Source organism: Citrobacter telavivensis, from assembly GCA_009363175.1.
GTDB classification, from domain to species: Bacteria; Pseudomonadota; Gammaproteobacteria; order Enterobacterales; family Enterobacteriaceae; genus Citrobacter_A; species Citrobacter_A telavivensis.
In genome coordinates this window covers 2536186-2559103 of sequence record CP045205.1, presented here as the reverse complement: position 1 = coordinate 2559103, position 22918 = coordinate 2536186, and the positions used below count along the sequence as shown (strand labels likewise).

At 49.9% G+C, this 22918-nt stretch carries 18 protein-coding genes, 2 tRNA genes and 3 pseudogenes; 7 read left to right on the top strand and 16 right to left on the bottom strand.

Annotation, left to right across the window (positions count from 1 at the left end):
- Positions 1 to 7 precede the first annotated feature (7 nt).
- The gene (locus tag GBC03_14485) at positions 8 to 2785 is read right to left on the bottom strand and encodes a hypothetical protein (GenBank protein QFS71330.1); all 2778 of its coding nucleotides are present in this window, start codon (positions 2783 to 2785) and stop codon (positions 8 to 10) included.
- A gap of 5 nt (positions 2786 to 2790) precedes the next feature.
- A complete protein-coding gene (dcm, locus tag GBC03_14480) occupies positions 2791 to 3876 on the bottom strand; it encodes a DNA (cytosine-5-)-methyltransferase (protein ID QFS71329.1) in 1086 nt (361 codons plus the stop codon).
- A gap of 306 nt (positions 3877 to 4182) precedes the next feature.
- Between dcm and GBC03_14475 the strand changes: the two are divergent.
- A pseudogene (locus GBC03_14475) lies at positions 4183 to 4932 on the top strand (transposase).
- Position 4933: 1 nt separating this feature from the next.
- Positions 4934 to 5209, top strand: a complete 276-nt coding sequence (locus GBC03_14470) for a hypothetical protein (GenBank protein QFS71328.1) — start codon at positions 4934 to 4936, stop codon at positions 5207 to 5209.
- A gap of 127 nt (positions 5210 to 5336) precedes the next feature.
- On the opposite strand, the gene GBC03_14465 is transcribed toward GBC03_14470, so the two are convergent.
- Together GBC03_14465 and GBC03_14460 are read right to left on the bottom strand one after the other, a co-directional pair.
- Entirely contained in the window at positions 5337 to 6500 is a 1164-nt protein-coding gene (locus GBC03_14465; GenBank protein ID QFS71327.1) for a hypothetical protein, read from the bottom strand.
- Positions 6501 to 6517: 17 nt separating this feature from the next.
- Entirely contained in the window at positions 6518 to 7705 is a 1188-nt protein-coding gene (locus GBC03_14460; GenBank protein QFS71326.1) for a hypothetical protein, read from the bottom strand.
- A 426-nt stretch (positions 7706 to 8131) separates the two neighbouring features.
- Here GBC03_14460 and GBC03_14455 point away from each other — a divergent pair.
- Positions 8132 to 8410, top strand: a pseudogene (locus GBC03_14455) (integrase).
- Position 8411: 1 nt separating this feature from the next.
- Here GBC03_14455 and GBC03_14450 read toward each other — a convergent pair.
- Both GBC03_14450 and GBC03_14445 read right to left on the bottom strand, forming a co-directional pair.
- Positions 8412 to 9371, bottom strand: a complete 960-nt coding sequence (locus tag GBC03_14450) for a zinc-binding dehydrogenase (GenBank protein QFS71325.1) — start codon at positions 9369 to 9371, stop codon at positions 8412 to 8414.
- Between the two features lie 126 nt (positions 9372 to 9497).
- Entirely contained in the window at positions 9498 to 9887 is a 390-nt protein-coding gene (locus GBC03_14445) for a RidA family protein (GenBank protein ID QFS71324.1), read from the bottom strand.
- A 141-nt stretch (positions 9888 to 10028) separates the two neighbouring features.
- Here GBC03_14445 and GBC03_14440 point away from each other — a divergent pair.
- From GBC03_14440 to GBC03_14430, 3 genes and pseudogenes are all read left to right on the top strand, one after another.
- Positions 10029 to 10948: pseudogene (locus GBC03_14440) on the top strand (LysR family transcriptional regulator).
- Between the two features lie 345 nt (positions 10949 to 11293).
- Positions 11294 to 12610: a shikimate transporter gene (shiA, locus tag GBC03_14435; GenBank protein ID QFS71323.1), complete on the top strand. Its 1317-nt coding sequence runs from the start codon at positions 11294 to 11296 to the stop codon at positions 12608 to 12610.
- 115 nt (positions 12611 to 12725) lie between these two features.
- Positions 12726 to 14180, top strand: a complete 1455-nt coding sequence (locus GBC03_14430) for an AMP nucleosidase (protein ID QFS71322.1) — start codon at positions 12726 to 12728, stop codon at positions 14178 to 14180.
- A gap of 55 nt (positions 14181 to 14235) precedes the next feature.
- On the opposite strand, the gene GBC03_14425 is transcribed toward GBC03_14430, so the two are convergent.
- Both GBC03_14425 and GBC03_14420 read right to left on the bottom strand, forming a co-directional pair.
- Positions 14236 to 14311: transfer RNA gene (locus GBC03_14425), tRNA-Asn, on the bottom strand.
- 99 nt (positions 14312 to 14410) lie between these two features.
- Positions 14411 to 15898 (bottom strand): EmmdR/YeeO family multidrug/toxin efflux MATE transporter, encoded by a 1488-nt coding sequence (locus GBC03_14420; protein QFS71321.1) that lies wholly within the window; start codon positions 15896 to 15898, stop codon positions 14411 to 14413.
- 160 nt (positions 15899 to 16058) lie between these two features.
- Here GBC03_14420 and GBC03_14415 point away from each other — a divergent pair.
- A tRNA-Asn gene (locus tag GBC03_14415) sits at positions 16059 to 16134 on the top strand.
- A gap of 60 nt (positions 16135 to 16194) precedes the next feature.
- Here the strand turns inward: GBC03_14415 and ldtA are convergent.
- The 8 genes from ldtA to GBC03_14375 all read right to left on the bottom strand — a co-directional run bounded on the left by ldtA (position 16195) and on the right by GBC03_14375 (position 22918).
- Entirely contained in the window at positions 16195 to 17127 is a 933-nt protein-coding gene (ldtA, locus tag GBC03_14410; protein ID QFS71320.1) for a L,D-transpeptidase, read from the bottom strand.
- A gap of 129 nt (positions 17128 to 17256) precedes the next feature.
- Positions 17257 to 18324: a nicotinate-nucleotide--dimethylbenzimidazole phosphoribosyltransferase gene (cobT, locus tag GBC03_14405; GenBank protein ID QFS71319.1), complete on the bottom strand. Its 1068-nt coding sequence runs from the start codon at positions 18322 to 18324 to the stop codon at positions 17257 to 17259.
- 25 nt (positions 18325 to 18349) lie between these two features.
- Positions 18350 to 19093, bottom strand: coding sequence for an adenosylcobinamide-GDP ribazoletransferase (gene cobS, locus GBC03_14400; protein ID QFS71318.1), 744 nt, complete (start codon positions 19091 to 19093; stop codon positions 18350 to 18352).
- Positions 19090 to 19635 (bottom strand): bifunctional adenosylcobinamide kinase/adenosylcobinamide-phosphate guanylyltransferase, encoded by a 546-nt coding sequence (gene cobU, locus GBC03_14395; GenBank protein QFS71317.1) that lies wholly within the window; start codon positions 19633 to 19635, stop codon positions 19090 to 19092. Before cobU ends, cobS begins: the two co-directional genes overlap by 4 nt.
- Positions 19632 to 21152 carry a cobyric acid synthase gene (locus GBC03_14390; protein ID QFS71316.1) on the bottom strand — a complete coding sequence of 507 codons (1521 nt, stop codon included), beginning with the start codon at positions 21150 to 21152 and terminating at the stop codon, positions 19632 to 19634. The genes cobU and GBC03_14390 overlap by 4 nt, the downstream gene beginning before the upstream one ends.
- The gene (locus GBC03_14385) at positions 21149 to 21964 is read right to left on the bottom strand and encodes an energy-coupling factor ABC transporter ATP-binding protein (GenBank protein QFS71315.1); all 816 of its coding nucleotides are present in this window, start codon (positions 21962 to 21964) and stop codon (positions 21149 to 21151) included. The genes GBC03_14390 and GBC03_14385 overlap by 4 nt, the downstream gene beginning before the upstream one ends.
- Positions 21965 to 21972: 8 nt before the next feature.
- On the bottom strand, positions 21973 to 22650 hold the full coding sequence (locus tag GBC03_14380; GenBank protein ID QFS74005.1) for an energy-coupling factor ABC transporter transmembrane protein: 678 nt from the start codon (positions 22648 to 22650) through the stop codon (positions 21973 to 21975).
- On the bottom strand, positions 22637 to 22918 hold the full coding sequence (locus GBC03_14375; protein ID QFS71314.1) for an energy-coupling factor ABC transporter substrate-binding protein: 282 nt from the start codon (positions 22916 to 22918) through the stop codon (positions 22637 to 22639). Before GBC03_14375 ends, GBC03_14380 begins: the two co-directional genes overlap by 14 nt.

The window sequence follows — 22918 nt, the reverse complement described above, 5'->3', positions numbered from 1 at the left end:
TAAGAGATTAATTTATGCTGCTTATCCTGCGTAGCGCCAAAGCTCTCGCCCGCCGAGTGACCGCTCGGTTAACCGGGAAAACAGCATTATCATCACACTCAACGCCTCCCCACAATTCATCCCCTCTACCAGCAAATATTATCCTTCCGTCATCACTGACGGTACAACAACCACCGGCGAAATGTAACCACCACTGAGTGACAGAAATCGGTAAAGTAATTAGTGATTTAGACCAGAAGAGATCGCCATAGTGACTTTGAGTGCCAAGCGTTTTTTCCGACCTCATGATGTGAGCCATTAACGCCCAGGCAAAGCTATCAGTTTGCCAGTACCCCGTATCCGCCCGAATAAAATAACGATTACGTTGTTTTTCCCGACAGCGCATTAACAGGTCGCTATTTGTTGGCTGGATTTCCTCTGACCATTGGTTCTTTTTTGTCTGCCAGAACGCCACATAAATATCAGGTGGCAAAGCTGGAACTTGCTTTATTTGAGTCATGGATAACAGCACGCCACTTAATGGGCCAACAGAAAAATCTTTTCTGACTAGAAGCTGCCAATTGAATCGCTCAAGCAAATCTTTTACGCGATCGGCTCCTGACAAAATCAATTCAATACTGCCAAGTGCAAAATTATTATCCACTGTTGACCAACGTCTTACCCGTTCACTTTCTTTCAACAAACCTTGCAGATGATGACGCTCGCTTTTCGTCAACATACCGCTTACTCGGGCAGTGAGTCCTTGTACCGTCTCACAAACAGATAATGTACGTTTTGCCAGTGATACCACCGGATACGGCGCATGTCGTCTTTCTATTACGCAAAGCCAGCCTGAGGCAAAAAGCAACCGGCGCAACCGCCATGCAGGAATACCTGTCGCTAGTGATACGGGCGTTATATGTGTATTAAGCTCATCAAATGGTAGCGTACTGCGTTTTTGAAAACGCAGTGCCAGTGCTTCAGCTAACCAGTCAAATGCGGCAGGAAGCATGTGCAAATCAAACTGTTTACTCTCTACAGGCACACGTTCATCACGTCGCCATAGCGACCATGATCCGCCTAGTGAGGTAGTTTTTTGGTTTTTCAGACACTCCATTGACTCAACATTGTTTAATGGCACTAATGTTCCCCGTTGACCATCAATAAGCCAGTCATGCTGTTCGGCAACTTTACGATACGGAGCATCCGGCGCATGATCGAGGACGTGAATGTCAAAAACCAACGGTTCAACATGTTTCTCAAGCGTTAACCGATAGCGACAAAACGCCTGTCCTGATAATGAAGTGAGTTTTTCCGGAGAAATAAATAGTCCTTCACCGCCTTGTGTTGGTGTTAGTATGCCGCTGACCAGTTCTATATGATTGGAATCGCTGATTACATATTCCCCGCCAATGGCACCCACCATATGAATAACCGGCGTACTGGCTGGGTTAAGTAATATTGACTGTCCAAAACGGGCTGCACCTGTGATATAAGGTCGAGCAGGTATCCAACTCTGAACCATAAATCTACGAGCAGCACCAGGAAGTAATTTGGCAAGTTCGGTTAATTCCTGCCTACTCATCGTGTCAAAGACTAGAACTTCCCAATCTTCAGAATCTGTATTTTTTCCTAGCGTCATAACAGTCAGGCCAGTATGTTCAAACCTAGTGCGGATATGTACAGCATATTCACGACGAATAATCAAACAAACCAGGCCATCGTCAAAATAATGACCATCCGAACTGATAAACCCAGAATCATCCCTGAAAAGGGGTAAACACCCAGCATGTAGCGCCATGCCAACCCGCGATCCAATTAAGCCTTTTTTTCTTTTTTGTAGAAATGAAAGTAAACTCGTTAATGTAGCATTAGCGTTGGTCTGATAATAAATGCTACTGTAACTCTCCAATTTTTCTGGTAACGATTCAGTTTTAACGGTATCCAAAGTCTGAGCACCAACATCATCCATTAACAGATAAATTTCTGGAAGTTGCGGATCGGTAGCGTCTAAGTGAATGCAGAAAAGCCCATTCTCTCTGGCTTGTTGATTTTCTTCATGCCGCGTAATATCCCTCACAGCCCCCCAGAACGGGCTACTATATGCCTGCTGCATGGCTGCAGTTGATAATAGCGTATAAAATTCATTGAATTCACTGACGAATACTTCACTAAAACCATCAATTCTCTGGTGTATTACTTTATTAACAGACTCAAATGTTGAATGGCTGTCCAGATTATTACGAACCAATATGGCTCGCAAACGAACTTCATCTCTATAACAAGGAAAAGAAAGCCTTTTAGAATACCCAATCAACTTTTCATTTTGGGGATCGGGTAAAAATAACCGAGAACAACCCTGTTTACTCTGACTCCATTGTTCAACTCTCCGCCATAAGCTAGGCAAATCTCTAAAAATAAATTTCTTATTCCTATTCAGTCCCAATAATACAGAAAACCTAACCCTAAAGTCTCCTTCATCATGAGTTTCATTATCAGCACTGGCGGCAAGTAACGTTAAATATAGAATAGAAAAATGAGGTGGGATGCCTTTTATTCGAGTCAGACTATCAAGCGTTGAATCATCTCTGAGATAACGTTGTATTTTTCTTTCATCCTTACCAAATGAATCAAGAAAGCTTTGCTTAGCTTCTTCTTTACTACGAGAACCAGCCAATTGCTCAAAAATTCTTCCAGTAGTATCGATTCGACTCAAAAATACATCTGCACGGGAAGGCTCAAAAAAAACGGCGTTAACTAGTGCTGCATTCCACTCTTCTAAAGAAATAGGGAAAGATATACTCATGATTTTTATTCGCCCTTCCTCAAATTCATTTTCAACCCATCACCAGAAAATAGATGTTGAAAAATGATTTCGGCCAGTAACGGAGGAACTGCATTGCCTATCTGAGTAAATCGAGATTCAATATCACCAATAGGCTCAAAATCATGACGAAACGTCTGTATTCTGGCACATTCCCGCCATGACAAACGCCTAGCCTGTTCCAGCTTAGGCCGGGTTGAATCAATAGCAACATGTTCATATTCTTCAGAAAAATCCCAGCGCTGCTTCCAGCCGTCCTCAAGATTTGACCATGTTAACTTCATCATTGGGCTGGCTGGATGCAACGTCACATGTCGCCAGTTCGCTACGACGGTATAAGCAGGACTATCCCATTTGGCCTTACGATTTCTGGACATAAAGTACCATGAGAAGTGCCCCTCGGGATCGTGAGGTCGTTCGTAAAACTCACCCTCTGGCCATAATGGCAAATCGCGGATAGCCTCACCATGGGAAACATAAGGTTTTAAGTGCGGGTTCTTTAAGGTCGCTTTACCATGCGTTGCTGCCGGAAATTCAAAATATTGCCCCAGATCGTTTCTGACACCAATAATAAACAGGCGCTTGCGTGACTGTGGAACACCGTAAGATTTTGCATTAACAAGATGGTGACTAACTTGATATCCTGCATCCCGATAGGCGTTAACTTGTTGTTCTAAAAAGCTACCTGCGCCCAACTGCTGTAATCCTGAAACGTTTTCAGCCACAAAATACTTAGGTCGAACGATATTCAATACCCGAAGAAATTGCTTATAAAGATTGGTCCGCGCATCGTCGCTGGGCTTTCTGTTACCAGCCATCGAAAATGACTGGCATGGGTAGCCACCAACGACAACATCCACAGATGGAAAAGTTTGAATTTGAGAGATATCGCCATGCTTAACATCAGTATCAGGAAAATACTTCGCTAATGTTTTACACGCGTTTTCAACGATATCGTTAGCAAAAACAATCTTTCCTCCGGCAGATTCAATACCAAAGTCCATCCCTCCACAGCCAGAAAACAGTGAAAGAACCCGGATTTCATCTCCTTCTCTTGCAAAAATACTATTCATATCACCATACCAGATGTCATCATTTTACTTGACCACACATATGATTTGCCTGAAATGGCAACTATTTTGTTCGAAAAATCATAGAATAAGATTATACTCCTGCATAATGGCATCGATCACTAACTATGTTATTTTTTTGAAAGTGTTTTTACCAGCTAAAGCCCCACCCACAGTCCAGCATCGAGTACCAGTACTCGGCTTACACCCCAATTTTGAAGCGGCTTATCTGTAAGCAACCCGGTAAACCGGACCATTCACTTTTAGAGATCTTCCGGCATACTGACTATGTCCCTAGATGAGATCGCCATGCGCAAAGCCGGATTACTCGAACACCAGATCATCGCTGTTATGAAGTCCGTCGAAGCCGAACGTACCGTTAAGGATGTCTGCCGCGATGCCGGGATCTCTGAGGCCTTGTACTATAACTGGAAAGCGAAGTTCGGCGGTATGGAAGCCTCTGATATCAAAAAGATGAAAGACCTTGAGGATGGAAACCGCCGACTGAAACAGATGCTTGCGGACCTGAGTCTCGAGTGCCGCGGACTGAAAGACGTTATTGAAAAAAGCTTTAAAACCAGCGATAAAGCGTGAGCTGGTCCATCGATTTTATGCATGGTGTGCGGCAGGCGCTTCCGGACCTTCAACGTGGTGGATGATTTTAACCGCGAAGCGCTGGCGATCGAAATTGACCTGAATATCCCGGCGCAGCGGGTCATGAGAGTGCTGGACAGGAACGTGGCAAACCGCGGATATCCGCTGAAAATGCGGATGGATAACGGCCTAGAGCTGGTCTTGCGTATTCTGGCACAATGGGCAGAAGAGCATGGCGTGATGCTGGAATTTATCAGGCCCGGCAAGCCCACGCAGAATGCCTTTATCGAACGGTCCAACCGGACGTACTGGACAGAAATGCTGAATTTTTATCTATTCAGAACCCTGAATGAAGCACGGGAAATTACAGAGCGCTGGCTGGCTGAATATAACGGCGAGCGCCCTTACGAGTCCATGAATAACCTGACACCGGAAGAGTACCGGCTGATGGCTGAAATCCCATAAAGTGCGTGGAACTAAAACCGGTGCACTTACAGTCATTTTTGAAACATTGGCCAAACTTCTAGGTGTATCTCCCAATATTAATTTTTCCGATTATTTTAAAAACATGATGGATAAATGGCAGTTCAATAGAGAGGATAAGAAATCCGCCCGTAATTCACTTGCAAAAATTCATGAAGAGGGAAACCTCAATAAATACAAAAGTATAAATTTTAATACCAGTGCAGCCCAATTAATTATACACTTTCGAGTTCTCGAAAAACCAATAATTCGATTATAGATGAAATTATAAAAAAGCATGAAAATCAAACTAAATAACCATCGCATAGTGATATAAAAAGCGAAAAACTCTCACTTGTCATTCTCTTGATAATTGAAAAACAATATTAGATTAACAATTTTTCCATTTATTTACCATCAATAAATATCATTTTTAAGACTAGATACCCCCCACCTATCCAAAGCATCCATTTTGCAATACTATTAACTTTTTCCAACCGTTCTTTTGCATTATCTATTTTATGATAAAGCTCTAATGAGATTTTTTTGGCTGCATCCCTAACTTCTACCCCTTCATCAAATTTAGAATACCTTGAAAAAGAGTCATTAAGACTATTTTTTAAAGTTATATAGGATTCATATAAAACTTGATTGGACATAGAAGTTATGTAATACACAAGAAATAGACCTATAAAAATCAATAAAGAATCCCAGAAGCCACTGGCTTTAGCTAATCCACCGACCGCAATCAGGGCCCCAGGAATTGCAAAAGCTTTTGTCTGGCTAGATGAAACAAAATCATTTATTTTGGTTGTATACTCAAGGTTTTTTTGTTCCAATTCAGACAATAATTTGTTAACGGAGAATCTATTTGTATATAACTCCAAAAGATCGTTATACCGGTTAAAAACCCTCTCGCTTATTGTAATTAGCGCTGAAATATCTTTACTCTCAATGTTATTAATCAAATCATATATAGCAGTACGAATAATAGATTTTCTTTCGGGAGACTGAGCATCCTCGACACCAAGTACCTTTATTATTTTATCAACTGAGTCTATAACTACCTTGCTATAGGGAGCTTTTATAATATAGTCCAATCTTTCGTAAGAATTAATAACTAACTCCTTACCACCATTATCACTTGGTATATAGAGTATAAACTTACCTCCAATTTGATGATTAGCAACACTGGATAATACTGAAATCCATTTTAAGTAAACATCAATACTACCAATTTTATCATCAACTAATAGTGAAGAAATCTTCTCAGTGAGAATAATGTATTTATTAGGAATATAACCTAAAGAAATACATGTTCTTAAAAAGGAATCTAGCGTACTATATATATTTGAATCATCTCGAAATGCCCCAGAAGACAACGGAAAAATAATCTCTTTACTTTCAACTTCAGGTTCTACGGCTAAACCATAATCTTTGATTAAATTAGATATTATGTTAATATCAATTGATTGGTCTTCAAATTCGAGCAACATATAGCCGCTATCGACTTCAATTTTAGCCGATAAGATAGCATTTACTAATGTTTCAAAATCATTCATGTCGCTCATCACTACTCCTTGTAAATTTAACCAACTATTTTCTCGATTTCAGTTACTGCATTATGCGACAATCGTATTATTAATTGACCATTAGCTCTATCATATATAACTTTTGCATTTGATGTATCATCCTCGCTAATTGCATCAACAGATATTTTACATTCATATTCCTGTTCCGCATCAGAAATCTTTATTTCCCCAAAGCTACTTCCAGAAAATCTGCTTGGTTCGAAAAAATCATCAATAACATATTCATTAACATCCGCGAACTGTACAAACTTCCCTTTTAATTCTTTATTCTCAGGAAGGGTTTTCTCTATACAATTCCCTATATCTTCAATCGTTAACTTTCTATCAGTGGGATCTTTTGCTTTTGATTTCATCAAAGCTTCGACTGCTTTCTTTACTTTAACTCTATCGATGTGCTTTAACTTCATTACCTTAACAAAATCATCAACAGCTCTATTTGTTTCATCAATACTTCTATTATTATCAATTTTTGGGTTACAACCCAATGCTCGCTTAAAGAATTCGCTACTAGATCGACCAGATATAAAGTGCAGATAAGGGTCGCCATTATTTTCTGGGTAGCTTGCTTTGAATAAAGTCAAATCAACAAGGACAGCTTGTCGCAAGGAATCTATATCTATAGATGGTAATTTCTCTGGAATAAGATTCTTATCAAAATTAAAGACTCCTTTTCTATCCACCATGATAATAAAAAGACGACCACTACTTTCTTTATCATTATCTACATTGTAATGAATAAATATTATAGCCCCACCAGAAAGCCTTGATTTATCATTATTCGCTTCACCTCTCATTCTATCCATCATTGACTGAACAAATGATTTAAAATCTATATTTTGATTTAGATATTTACTGAAAGAAATAGGTGCACTTAATGGCATTTTATTTTCATCGATTACACCATGAAGTTTTCTTTTAAGTTTAAATTTTTTCTCGATTTGTTTAATGAAAAGCTGAACGTCTTCTGTATCTAATGTCCAAACTTCACCTAAAGACTCTTTAAAAATAGGGCCGGAATCCCCTGACACTTTATCCAGAGTTGCTGTCAATGCAAACTGAGGGACATAACTTTCCTCCTGCACATCCAAGCTTGGGTCATAGCCACAAGCACATACTTCATCAGAATCAAGCTTGCTACCGCATGAGGGGCAATTATTATTTAAATTTTCATTACTATCAGCCATGTATGGTCCTTATTCAAAATCATTCCAACCAAGAACATATAAAAACTACATAATATATTATATTCTTATTTTTACTTGCTAGTAATCATTGAAGTATACAACCATGTATATAAAGACAGTATATTCCAATGACACTAAACAGCCAAAAGGTTTTACCTATTAATATATATAATTCTACGATTTTTTCTCTGTGAGGAAGAAGACATCCAAGAGATATCCCCCTTAATCTATAGTATCTAACTTTGCAGATGCAGATAAGATCTATTGGTGGTCATTCTGGTGGTCTTGACAGAACGGCAATTCAGGTTTAGCTTACATATTAGCCAGTTACTGGCAAAGGCGATCCCAGTCAGAGGAGCCAAATTCTTGTTTTCATGCCGCTTTGCGAATACCTATGTGATTCAGATTCAATAGGTTAGCGTGAAAAATCTGGACGATATAATCTCCCCTCTCGTTAAACGCCACTACCCTGCGCTTTCACTCGAACGACTACCCGAATTATTGACCCGTATTCAGGACGACCAGCAAGGACGAGAATTAACCCGCCTGGCAGTCTCACTCACCCTGCACCTGTTTATCCGTTCCAGCGAACTACGTTTCGCCCGTTGGTCTGAGATCGATTCCAGAAACAAACTCTGGGAGATTCCTGCTACCCGAGAAGCCATACCCGATGTCCGCTATTCAGAGCGTGGTGCGAAAATGCGCCTCATGGCTTCATAACGATGCGGCCAAGCGGTTTCGCTGTCTCAGCGAATTCGTGGGCCGCGGCAGCGTTAGCCAGAGGGAAGATGCGGTCAATGACAACCCTGATGCGCCCTGCTGCTACAGCCTGCAACATGTCGTCCACACTTGTCCGAACGCCGGGCCTTTCAAAAAGGGGGCCCATGAACACCCCCATGAGCGTCTGGTTAGACTGCATTGGCGGCCACAAATCGACAGTCAGACTGCCACCGCCCGCATTACCGACGAAGACGAGACGTCCTTGCGGAGCGAGTGCAGAAAGCGAAGCAGGCAACGTCGTCCCCACCGGATCGATGACGAGGTCAACACCGGTGCCATGGGTGTACTGTCGGACACTGTCCACGACGTTATTCTCTGCGCGATCCACGACATGAGCGGCACCAAGTTCAAGCAGCCGGTTTCTTCGCTGCGTTCCGCTTGTCACAGCGATGACTGTTGCGCCTGCTTGTGAGGCAAGCTGAACGGCCGCGATCCCTACGCCACCAGCAGCGGCCTGAATAAGGACGGTTTCTCCATGCCGGAGCATGCCTCGTGTGAAAAGGCAATGATGCGCGGTTCCAAAAGAAATCGGCAACACCGCCGCTTCTGCCATATCCACCCCATCTGGTATAAGCCAGGTTCGTTCCGCGGGTACAGCCCAACGTTCCGCATGTGATCCCTGCATGTGAAAAGCAGCGACTCTGTCCCCAACCGCACGGCTACGGACTTTCGATCCGACGGCAACAACGGTGCCCGCAGCCGCGTAGCCGACAATCCATGAAGGTAAAGGCGGCGGAGTTGAACGGCGATTGATCAGATCTCCACCTTCAATCGAGATAGCCTCGACAGAAATCAGGATGTCATCAGGCCCTGTGACTGGTTCCGGAATATCGACATATTTCAGGACGCCTGGAGCGCCTTCCACGTCATAAACCGCTGCTTTCATAAATTTTCCTCAGTCTCATCAGTAAATCCAGACCAATCTGGCAAACTATCCCGATCCGGCATATACCTCTACAGGCAGCGCGGGCTGCCTTCTTGAATTATCGATTGGCGGAAAGACCCGTAACGGTTAGGGCAGCCTGGCAATCACCTTAATCTCAAACTTGAAGCCGTAAAGCCACGTCACGCCGATCCCAGTCAACGTAGGGTAAGGCGCTTCCCCCCAATATTCTGGCAGGATACTCCAGATAGCGTCGAGGTTTGACTCGGGATCAACGACAAAGAGGGTAACGTCAACCACGTCACCGAACGTGCAGCCCGCAGCTGCGAGAACAGCATTAAGATTATTGAATGCCAGCCTGACCTGCGCTTTTAGATCGTGCTCAGGCGAACCATCCTCGCGGCTACCAACCTGCCCCGAAACGAACAAGAAACCGTTGGATTTGATGGCTGGTGAATAACGATTGCGCTCATAGAGCGCCTGCCGACCGAAGGGAAAAACTGCTTCACGTGCTGTCATGTTTATACCTTTGCAATGGGGCGAAATCAGCCCGGTGAACATAAAGACACTTTACAGGTGCTGGATCGGGTGGATAAACAAGCGACTTTGTCCATCATTGTTTGTAAAATCCAAACAATCGGTGAAAAGAGAGGATAAGGAATGGATCGTTTCGATGCGATGCGCGCCTTTGCTCGCGTGGTGGAGGCAGGTAGCTTCACAAAGGCTGCCCAAACGCTTCATATGAGCAAAACCACGGTGACGCAACTCATTCAGCAGCTGGAAGCGCGCCTGCGCGTCAAGTTGCTCCATCGCACCACCCGCAAGCTCGGCGTGACTCCCGATGGCGCGATCTACTACGAACGCGTCATCCGCCTGCTGGCAGACATGGAGGATGCTGAAAACAGCCTGTCCAGTGCGGCGATTACGCCCAGGGGTCGGCTACGGGTGGATGTGCCCAGTCCACTGGCCCGCTTCATTTTGATACCGGCTCTACCGGCTTTTCACGCACGCTACCCAGATATCCAGTTCGACATGGGCGTGAGTGACAGGATAGTGGATCTGATCGGCGACAACGTGGATTGCGTCCTGCGCGGTGGCGAAATCAACGACCAGTCCCTAATCGCACGCCATGTCGGAGATTTGCAAATCGGCGTCTACGTCGCCCCCGGTTATGTGGAACGCCTTGGCGTCCCTGCGCACCCGCGAGAGCTGGAAAATACCGACCACGCATCGTGGGATTCTTGTCCTCACGCACGGGTAAGATTGATCCTCTGATACTGCGCAATGAGAGTGAACATATTGAAATCACGGGCAGCTATGTACTTGCCGTGGATGATGGCAATGCTTACCTGGAAGCTGGGTTAGCCGGGTTAGGAGTGATTGTGCTGCCAGTCTATATGGCGGCACCACATCAGGCTGTTGGCTCTTTGATTCCGTTATTTGCGCAGTGGCGTATCAGTCCAATGCCCCTGCACCTGGCGTTTCCGCCGAACCGCCATGTCAACGCTAAACTACGCGTTTTTATTGATTGGATCGTTGAATTGATGCAGCAGCATGTCCCCAATTCCAACAATAAGTAACGACATCCCAGCCCCCTGATTCGCTCATCAGCGTCGATTGGTAGTCATCCTGGTGGTCTTGCAGGATGAGAATTGAGAGTTAGTGAGCTTGCTTATTAGCCAGTCACTGGCTAAGGCGATCCCTGTCAGAGGAGCCAAATTTTGAAAAGCCCGCTTTTTAGCGGGTTTTTTGCTTTTCCGAACACCATACTCGCTTAATTTCCCTGTTCTGCTCTCGTCGGATTAAAAATCGTTTTCTCTTCCTGTCTGCCGCGGTAGTCTCATAGCAGCCGCTTATAGGTTGGCCGCAATGTGTGTGACTCTCATTCCCATACTAATAATAAAATCAGTACAGACAGGATTACTATGGATTCCACCCTCATCTCCACGCCCTCCTCAGAGGAAACCCCATCGATTAATCGCGCTCGACGCGCCGCGCTGGGCAGCTTTGCCGGAGCCGTCGTCGACTGGTACGATTTTCTGCTTTATGGCATTACCGCAGCCCTGGTATTCAACCGCGAGTTTTTCCCACAGGTTAGTCCGGCAATGGGCACGCTTGCCGCATTTGCAACCTTTGGTGTGGGTTTCTTATTCCGTCCGCTGGGCGGCGTGATCTTCGGCCACTTCGGCGATCGCTTAGGCCGTAAGCGGATGCTGATGCTCACCGTCTGGATGATGGGGATTGCCACAGCATTGATCGGCATTCTTCCTTCATTCGCCGCTATCGGCTGGTGGGCGCCGGTGCTGTTGGTACTGCTGCGCGCCATTCAGGGATTTGCCGTCGGCGGTGAGTGGGGCGGTGCCGCGTTACTCTCCGTAGAAAGTGCGCCAGAAAACAAAAAAGCGTTCTATAGCAGCGGAGTACAGGTGGGTTACGGCGTCGGTTTGCTTCTTTCCACCGGCCTTGTGTCAGTGATCAGTTATTTGACCACCGACGAACAGTTTCTGAGCTGGGGCTGGCGCATTCCGTTCCTGTTCAGCATCGTCCTGGTGCTTGGCGCGCTGTGGGTGAGAAACGGGATGGAAGAGTCCATTGAATTTGAACAGCAAAAGCAGCAACCCTCTGAAGAGAAAAAACGCCTGCCGGTGATGGAAGCGCTCGCCCGCCATCCGGGGGCATTTTTAAAGATTATTGCGCTTCGCCTGTGCGAACTGCTGACCATGTATATCGTTACCGCTTTCGCCCTGAACTACTCGACGCAAAATCTTGGTCTGCCGCGTGAGCTCTTTTTGAATATTGGCCTGCTGGTTGGTGGGCTGAGCTGTCTGACTATCCCCTGCTTTGCCTGGTTAGCAGATCGTTTTGGCCGCCGACGCGTTTATATTACCGGCGCGTTGATTGGCACGCTGAGCGCATTTCCGTTCTTTATGGCGCTCGAATCACAGTCGATCTTCTGGATTGTCTTCTTCTCGATAATGCTCGCCAATATCGCCCATGACATGGTGGTCTGCGTACAGCAACCCATGTTCACCGGCATGTTTGGTGCGGGATATCGCTACAGCGGGGCTGGCGTGGGTTATCAGGTCGCCAGCGTGGTGGGCGGCGGATTTACCCCCTTCATCGCTGCGGCGTTGGTCACCTTCTCTGGCGGCGACTGGCACAGTGTGGCTATCTATCTACTGGCCGGCTGCCTGATCTCGGCCGCTACCGCATTGTTGATGAAAGATAAGCAACACGCCTGAGTACTCTGCGAGGGCCATTCGGCTCTCGCCTCTTCTCTAAAACTCTGCCTTTTGTTTCACATTCTGGTGACATACTATCAGGTGAGCAGTACACCTGTAGAACAAGGAGACACAGATGAAGAGTAAGGGCTCCAGCCTGACACCTGCACAAGCGCTGGAAAAACTTGACGCACTCTACGAGCAGTCAGTTCAGGCGCTACGCAGTGCCATTGGCAAGTACATTGAAACGGGGGAACTTCCCGATATCATCGCCCGGAGTAAAGGTCTTTTTGTTTACCCATCGCTTTCTGTTACCTGGGATGGCAATGCCACCAACCCCCCCAAAACCCGCGCGTATGGACGCTTTACCCATGCGGGTTGCTATACCACCACCATCACCCGGCCAGGACTGTTTCGTCCCTATCTGGAAGAGCAGCTCACGCTGCTGTATCAGGATTACGACGCCCAGATAACCGTGGAGCCTTCGCAGCATGAAATCCCCTATCCCTACGTGATTGATGGTTCCGAACTCACACTTGATCGCTCCATGAGTGCCGGGTTAACCCGCCATTTCCCAACCACCGAGCTGGCGCAAATTGGCGATGAAACCGCAGATGGCATCTATCATCCGGTCGAGTATTCTCCCCTGTCGCACTTTGACGCGCGCCGGGTCGATTTCTCTCTTGCACGTTTGCGCCACTATACCGGGACGCCAGTGGAACATTTTCAGCCGTTCGTGTTGTTCACCAACTACACCCGCTATGTGGATGAGTTTGTACGCTGGGGATGCAGCCAGATTCTGGATCCGGACAGCCCGTATATTGCCCTCTCCTGCGCCGGAGGGATCTGGATCACGGCTGAAACGGAAGCACCCGAAGAAGCGATTTCCGATCTGGCATGGAAGAAACATCAGATGCCAGCATGGCATCTGATCACTTCCGACGGTCAGGGGATCACGCTGGTGAATATTGGTGTAGGCCCGTCCAACGCCAAAACGATCTGCGACCACCTGGCGGTACTGCGCCCGGATGTCTGGTTGATGATTGGTCACTGCGGCGGTCTGCGTGAAAGCCAGGCGATTGGCGACTACGTGCTTGCTCATGCCTACCTGCGTGACGATCAGGTGCTCGATGCGGTACTGCCGCCAGATATCCCGATTCCAAGTATCGCTGAGGTACAGCGCGCCCTGTATGACGCAACGAAGATGGTCAGCGGCATGCCCGGTGAAGAGGTCAAACAGCGTCTGCGCACCGGAACCGTGGTGACCACTTCCGATCGCAATTGGGAACTGCGCTACTCCGCCTCAGCGCTACGCTTTAACCTGAGCCGTGCCGTGGCGATTGACATGGAAAGCGCCACTATTGCCGCGCAGGGTTACCGTTTCCGTGTGCCATATGGCACCTTGCTGTGCGTCTCTGATAAGCCACTGCATGGCGAGATCAAACTGCCCGGTCAGGCAAACCGTTTCTACGAGGGGGCAATTTCCGAACACCTGCAGATTGGTATTCGCGCTATTGATCTGCTGCGTGCTGAAGGCGACCGTCTGCACTCCCGTAAACTGCGTACCTTCAACGAGCCGCCGTTCCGTTAAGCTGGTCTGAAGATGGAAAAGCAAAAAGCCCGCTAAAAAGCGGGCTTTTTTAATCTGGCTCCTCTGACTGGACTCGAACCAGTGACATACGGATTAACAGTCCGCCGTTCTACCGACTGAACTACAGAGGAATTGTGTGAACGGGGCGCATATTAGCGACGCCCACTGCCAATGTCAAAGCCTGAATGCGCTATCGCGACTGTTTGCCGAAATATTCTCCACTTCGTCGTTTATTCAGACACAACGGGGGATTTTGTCACCTTTTCATGTTTCGGACGCGGATACTTCCAGAGCCAACGACCGCTAACCATACGCCAGTAAAACAGCACTGCACGTACTGCCCAGTCGAAGAACATCCCCATCCAGACCCCCACGACACCCCAGCCTAGTACAATCCCCAGCGTATAGCCAGCAACCACACGGCAGCCCCACATCCCCAGCATCGATACCCACATGGCGAAGCGAGCATCGCGCGCGCCTTTAAACCCTGAAGGTAAAACCCAGGAAGCGGCCCAGATCGGCATAAATGCCGCGTTGAGCCAAATCAGGATGACAACAACGTCTTTTACCTCCTGATCGCGGGTGTAAAACGATGCCATCAGCCCGGCAAACGGTGCACTCAACCAGGCGATAGCGGTCAGGCCAATAGTGGAAAGCCAGAACACATGACGCAGTTGAATCTCTGCCTGGGCAATTTGTCCGTTTCCCAGACGCCTTCCGGTAATGATGGTGGATGCAGACCCCAGCGCGTTCCCCGGTAGGTTAATCAGCGCGGCAATGGAGAAAGCAATGAAATTACCGGCAATGACGCTGGTCCCCATCCCCGCGACGAACATCTGCGTTAACAACTTACCGCCGTTGAACAGTACGGATTCAATACTGGCTGGGATACCAATCCCCATCACTTCCCAGATGATGGCGAAGTTCAACGGTTTAAAATAACTTTTCAGCGATATGCGCAGCGCCGGATTAAACCCAATCATCAGTACCCAGATAATGGCGATCGCGCCGATATAGCGCGAAATGGTCAGGCCCAGTCCAGCGCCGACAAAACCGACCCCTTGCCAGGAAAAAACCCCGTAAATCAGGATGCTACTGATGATGATGTTGAGGATATTCATCCCACCATTAATCAGCAGTGGGATTTTCGTATTGCCCGCACCGCGCAACGCACCGCTGCCAATCAGGGCGATCGCCGCAGCAGGATAGCTAATGACCGTTAATTCCAGATAGGTCAGCGCCAGCGCCTTCACTTCCGCCGTTGCTTCTCCCGCAACAACATTGATAATCTGCGCACCAAAGTAGTGAATCACCGCCGCCAGAATCACGGCAAACAGCGTCATAATCACCAGAGATTGTCGGGCCGCCGCACGGGCGCGTCTGCGATCGCGCTTACCGAGGCTAAAGGCCACCACGACCGTCGTTCCCAGATCGATAGCAGCAAAAAAGGCCATAATCACCATATTGAAACTGTCGGCCAGACCGACGCCCGCCATCGCCTCCTTCCCCAACCAACTGACCAGAAACGTACTGAGTACGCCCATCAGCAAAACACAGGTATTCTCCAGAAATATAGGCACGGCAAGCGGGGTAATTTCACGCCAGAAAAGGACCTTATAACTCTTGCGTTTGGCATACCAGGGCGTGCGGGCGACGGCCTGGCGTAGGGCTGCGGAGACGTTCAAAATGGACCTTAGAGAAGAAAGTTGAAACCTCATTTCAAATGATGAGGGAGAAACGGAAAAGCTGCAAAGTTTTTTCCCGATAAAATCACTGCAATTGCAACAAATTGTTGAGAGAAGCGCCAATTAATCGCCAATGTCGGAAATGGGGTTTGACAAAAGATTTTTCGCCGCTAAGATAAGCCTCCACAACGATTCCTCTGTAGTTCAGTCGGTAGAACGGCGGACTGTTAATCCGTATGTCACTGGTTCGAGTCCAGTCAGAGGAGCCATATTAAAAAAGCCCGCTTTTTAGCGGGCTTTTTGCTTTTCTGACAGCAGCCTCAGCGCCATCAAATTCCGGTTTGCCCATGGCTAATGTTGACGGGCATCCCCGAGCGGCGTTCGAGCGCTTCGCTGACGCGGTGAACATCCACACCCTCACCGCTCATAAAGCTACGCATCACAGGCGTGATCGGCAGTGGGACTTTTTTGTCAGATTCATATTCTGAGCGGTTACGGGACAGTGGTTCGTGCACTTCCACCCAGCGACTGCCATCCGGTTCTGCGGTGGTTTTCACCGGCTGATCGATGATCTGCACGCGGGTTCCCACAGGTACATTCTGGAACAGATGCTCGATATCATCGTTGCGTAAACGAATGCAGCCCTGGCTCACGCGCAGACCAATGCCGAAATTAGCATTGGTGCCATGAATAGCGTACAGCTTGCCGATATAGATAGCGTACAGCCCCATGGGGTTATCCGGCCCGGCAGGAACGAAGGCGGGCAGGCTTTCTCCCCTTCTCGCGTATTCACGACGGGTATTCGCCGTTGGCGTCCAACTCGGTGCCTCCTGCTTACGCTCAACTTTCGTCACCCAGTTACGCGGCGTTTCTCGCCCTGCCTGACCAATACCGATAGGGAAAACCTCAACGGTATTACTGCCGTTCGGATAGTAGTAGAGACGCATCTCCGCCACGTTCACGACAATGCCCTGACGAACGGTAGCCGGCAGAATGATTTGCTGCGGCACAACCAGCGTTGAACCCGACTTCGGCAGGAACACATCCACATCCGGATTGGCTTCCAGCATATTGCTCAGCCCTTGTCCGTACTGCGCGGCAAAAGCTTCAAGCGGTTGAGTATTCTTGTCAGGGACAGTAATCGTCAGCGGATTTCCGACCAGACGACTTCCTTCAGGTGGTAGTGGATAGCTGACAGCCAGCGCGCTCTGGCTTGCAAACAGCATAAATAATGAACAGAACAATTTTACACGAGGCAACATTTCCCTTTCCTCAGTCGCGGCAGATGTAGGGAAATTATAGCTTTTTTAACGTGCGTAAACCTATACCCTCTGCCGTCTTCTGAAACTGGCCGGCGAACAGCACAGTGCGCAGGCCAGAAAACAGACGTATCAGACGGTTTCTTTACCATCCGGCAGAACGATATTGCTGGCAGCCAGTTGCCCCATGTTGCTGTACATCGCGCAAGCGGCCTCCACGATCGGCATAGCCAGTGCGGCACCGCTGCCCTCGCCCAGACGCATTCCCATATTGAGATAGGGATCGAGCTCCAGATGCTCCAGCGCAATCCGCGCCCCTTTTTCGGCGGAGAAGTGCGAAGGAATCAGATACGGCTTGATCTCAGGCGCAATCTGGCAGGCTGCCAACGCAGCGGAATAGGACAAGAAGCCATCCAGCAACACCGGTAAGCCGCAGGAAGCGGCCCCCAGAATGACCCCCGCCATGCCCACCAGATCAAAACCACCGACTTTCGCCAGCACGTCCAGCCCATCATGCGGATTGGGTTGGTTGACGGCAATCGCGCGACGAACCACCTCTACTTTATTTCCCACGCGGGAAAGCGGCAGATTGGCGCCAATCCCTACCACTGCTTCAGCCTCGCTGCCTGTCAGCACGCTGACAATCGCCGCGGCAGGCGTGGTATTCGCCATCCCCAATTCACCCACGCCAAACAGCGTCACGCCGCGCTGTGCCTGTTCGCGCGTGTAGCGAATAACTTCCAGCAGCAGCTCTTCCGCCTGCGTACGGCTCATTGCCGGACCGGTGGCAATATTCCCGCACCCTCGCGCCACGCGCATGTTCACCACGCCGGGGATGAGTTCCGCATCAATCCCCACGTCGATCACATGAACCTTTGCACCGGCATGGGCCGCAAGCACGCAGACGCCCGTCGTGCCGCGCGTCATATTGGCCGCCTGAATAGCGGTCACCACTTTAGGTGAAACGGCAACCCCTTCATCCCAGACTCCGTGATCGGCACACATCACCAGTATCGCTTTCTCGCCGACACGCGGTACCCCGTTCAAACCCGGCATACCCGCCAGTTGTACCGCCAGCGCCTCCAGTCGTCCAAGACTACCCGGCGGCTTAAGCAGGCCGTCAATATGCTGCTGCGCTCGCGTCATGGCGTCACGGTTCATCGGCGGAATTTCGCGGAGTAAAGAGGTTAACGTTTGCATAAGGGTTCTCATTGTGTTGGCTGACTCACAGCAGAGCCAGCAGGAATATCAACTCACCAAGTTCTATTGCCGCACCCAGCGTATCGCCGGTTTGTCCACCCAACGTACGTTTTAACAGTTGTCCCAGCAAGAAGATCGCCACCATCGTCACGACCAGAGCCGCTATGCCCTGCATTCCGGGCAGGAGGACCGCCGCCAGAATCGCCGCAAGGCCAAGAGTAAAGCAGGTTTGCGTTCCGGTGACATGGCCGATAAACACATTGCCTAGTCCCTCTTCACGGGCGTAGCGATGGCGGTACATCAACAGCACGGCCGTCCCGCGCCCTACCGCACAGGCGGCCGCCAGCGCCGCCAGCACAGGAGTACCGCGTAGCGCCAGTTCGCTGACCACCAGAACTTTCGCCAGCAGAACAAAAATGAGCGCCAGGCCGCCATGCGTTCCCAGGCGGCTGTCGCGCATAATCTCCAGCATGCGTTCCCGACTACGGGCAGAGAAAACACCGTCACAGGTATCGGCCAGACCATCGAGGTGAAAGCCTCCCGTCATCAGCGCCAGCGCTAACACGGTGAAAAGCGCTGCCAGCGGTGCGCCGCACCAGGGCTGAAAGAGCATAAACACCAGCCCACTCAAGGCACCAAGCAGCAGGCCAATGAGTGGGAAAGTCACAATACCGCGTGAATACTGATCGAACTCCAGTCCTTGTGACCAGCGGCCAGGAACAGGCAAACGCGTAATAAAAGAGAGCATTGCCCAGAACAACTTACTCATTTAATTTTGACTCCAATACCGGATACCACCAGCCAGACCTCATCCGCCGCAGCCGCCAGACGCTGATTCACGCGCCCGGCGATATCCCGAAAGTGACGTGCCAGACGGTTTTCCGGCACAATCCCCATCCCGACTTCGTTGGTTACCAAGACCACCTTCGCCGGACATCGCTGGCAGGCCGCGATCAGCGTCTGGATCTCCGCCTCAATCGCCGTTTCCAGGGCCGCGTAGTCCCAGCTATCCGGATCGCTGTCACCGCCAAAGGCAAACAGCAGGTTAGTGACCATCGTCGTGATACATTCCAGCAGAATGGCCTCATCCGGCGCGTTATCCGCAGCGATCAGCGCATCAAGATGTTGCCAGCGCTCGGCGGTACGCCAGTGCGCTGGGCGACCCTCGCGATGATGCTGAATACGCGCTGCCATCTCGTCATCAAAAATCTGCGATGTCGCGATGTACAGCACCTGCGGGGAATCCGCGATTAGCGCTTCGGCATGACGACTCTTACCGCTGCGCGCGCCGCCAGTGACCAGAATCATCATACGGACTCCCGGTGTTGCTGCATGATGGTATAAATTTTCTCAATATCGATGTGTTGCCGCATCGCATCCGCCAGCAGATCGAACTGCTGCGATTTATATTGCGCGTATTGGAAGGCGGGATCCAGGGGAGCCAGGCCTTTACGCTCGCGCAGGCCGTTAATCAGCGCCCGCGTAAAGCCATCACTGTCGAACAGACCGTGCAGATAGGTGCCAAACACCCGTCCATCTGCCGTGACGGCACCATCCGCGACGTTTTCGCCGTGCTTCTGGAGTTGCATCACCGACCGACAGCCACCGTTCAGCGTCGTTTCACCCATATGAATTTCATAGCCGCGTACCGGCAACCCGGACGCCGCAGACAGCCAGTCAGGCAGAGCCGACGACATCGTCGCCGTTACCTGAGTGGTAGTTTTCCGCTGGGCAAAGTGGGTGACAGTATCAAGCAACCCCAGTCCCGGCAGCGTTCCCAGTCCCGATTCAACCTCATCAATGATGGTCTCACCGAGCATCTGATAGCCACCGCAGATCCCAACGATGGGGATGTTTTGCTGGTGCGCCTGCAACACCGCGTGAGCCATACCGCTTTCACGTAGCCATACCAGATCGCCGAGCGTATTTTTGCTGCCCGGCAGGAGAACCAGATCAACATCCGCCAACTCTTGCGGATGGCGTACATAGCGCACGCGCACATCAGGTTGCGCTGCCAGCGCGTTAAAATCGGTGAAATTGGAGATATGCGGGATTTGCACCACCGCAATGTTGATATCGCGTTTTTCCGTACGCAGGTATTTCCCTTTTTGCAGCGCCACGCCGTCTTCATCCTCGAGATCGACATCCAGCCACGGCATCACCCCCAGCACGGGAACGCCGGTCAGGCTTTCAATCTGTTCGATGCCGGGATTAAGCAGCGCCACATCACCGCGAAATTTATTGATGATCACCCCTTTCACCCGCGCACGCTCGTGTTCATGCAGCAGCGCCAGCGTACCGTAAATAGAGGCGAACACCCCGCCGCGATCGATATCGGCGACCAGAATCACCGGGCACTGCGCCATCTCGGCCATCCCCATGTTAACGATGTCGCGGTCGCGCAGGTTGATCTCCGCCGGACTGCCCGCGCCTTCCAGCACCAGTACATCAAACTCCTGCGCCAGACTGGTATAAACGGAGAGGATTTGCTCGCGCAGACGCGGTTTGTATTCGTGATAGCTGACCGCGTCCATATCGGTCGCCACCTGCCCCATTAGTACCACCTGCGCCTTGCGATCGCTGGTCGGTTTCAACAGCACTGGATTCATACGGACATCCGGCACAATACCCGCCGCTTCGGCCTGGAATATCTGCGCGCGGCCCATCTCTTTCCCCTCCGGCGTAATGCCGGAGTTAAGCGCCATATTCTGCGACTTGAACGGTGCGGTCCGCCGACCATCCTGATAAAATATGCGGCACAAACCCGCCACCAGAACGCTCTTGCCGACGTCAGACGCCGTTCCCTGCAACATAATGGCCTGCGTCATGACGCCTCCTTGATTGCGCGTTGTCGCATACAACTGAAAAATTCATCTTCGGTTTTGCACAGCGGCATGCCTAACTGCGCGTGCAGTTTCACCAGCCAGGGTTGCGTTAACCCGGCCTCTTCAATCAGCGCCGTGCGAGCAAAGACTTCGCCCGGTTCACCGTGCGCGAGCACTTCGCCATGACGTAAGACGTAGACGGCGTTGCTGACTTCATAAATCAGATCAATATCATGGCTGGAGATCACCACGTGGTTTCCCTGCGCCACAATCCGTTTGATGATGTCAATCATCTGGCTGCGCCCCGAAGGATCAAGACCCGCCGTGGGTTCATCGAGTAACAGATATTTCGCCCGTAACACCAGCGCGCCGGCGATGGCCACTCGTTTCTTCTGACCGTGACTTAAGCACTGAATCGGCTGCTGGCGAAAATGCTGAGCATCTACCAGCGTTAACGCCTCGTCGACTCGTCGGGCAATTTCCGCTTCCTCCACGCCAAGATTGCGCAGGCTGAAAGCGATATCGCTGTCGATATCGGTGTAGAAAATTTGCTGATCGGGATCCTGAAACACTGTCGCCACCTGCTGACGCAGCGCCAGTAAACCACGCTTACTGTAGTCCAGCGGTTTTCCCTGCCACAGTACCGCGCCCTGCTGCGGTCGCAGTAAGCCGCTCAGATTCATAAATAGGGTGGATTTCCCGCAACCGTTAGCCCCCACCAGTCCGGTGACGGCGTGCTGCGAAAAATCCAGCGTCAACCCTTTAAGTACCTGCGCATCCTGATAACGAAACCAGAGTTCGGTGGTGGCAAGCATGTTTTTCCTTACAGGTGAAAATCACCCTGATACAATTTGATATCTAACGTCGCCGCCATTTGCTGATAGCGAATCAGCACCCGGGTGAACAGAACGCCCACCAGCATCGCCAGCGAGCGATAGCCAATCGGCAGACTACGATAGCCAAAACGCAGCGTCTGCGCGCGATGAATTGCCATCGCTTCATCTAACAGAATAAAAATAAAGCGCCAGGTTAGCAGGATCTGTTCCGTCAGCAGGCGCGGCACCCGCGCCCGTTTGAGCAGGACGATCAACTGCGGAAACGGCAGATTAAGCACCAGCCAGAACGTGGCGGCCAGCGCAGCCAGACTTCGCCAGAACGTCTCGTTAGCGGTGTGAAGTCCTGACGCCGTCACGCCCAGCCAGTAACTGCCCACGGGGAAACTTACCAGCAGCGTTTGCGGGTCGCGGCTGACGCTGAACAGGATCGTCACCACGCCGACCAGCAAAAAACCAAACGGCAACGCCATCCAGCGACACCAGCGACGCAGGGAGATCCGCAGCAGCCAACAGGTCAGCCCGGCTATCAGCGCCAGTTCGATCCCCTGCCCCCACGCGGGCAAGGTAAAAGCCAGAATCATCAACAGCAGCCAGAACAGAAACTTACGTTCAGGAGCGATGTGAAACCAGCGGCTCTGATAACTCAGCCGATCAAGCCCGGTCATCACGGCGTTGTCTGCCTTTGGTGTAACCCAGAATATAGAAAATTACCGCCGCGCCAATCGACCCCTGTAAGGTAAACAGCAGGCTTTCAATTTCCCCACTCGCCGGTTCGTACAGCGGTTGGAACCACGGCTCATAATGCGGGGCGACCACCTGAATCTGGCTTTCCGCCTCGCCGTCTGAACCACCAAACTCTCCGCCATGGTCAATAAAAAACGGCAGAATGACCAGGGCAATCACCATGGCTAACAATATCAGCGTCTTTTTCAT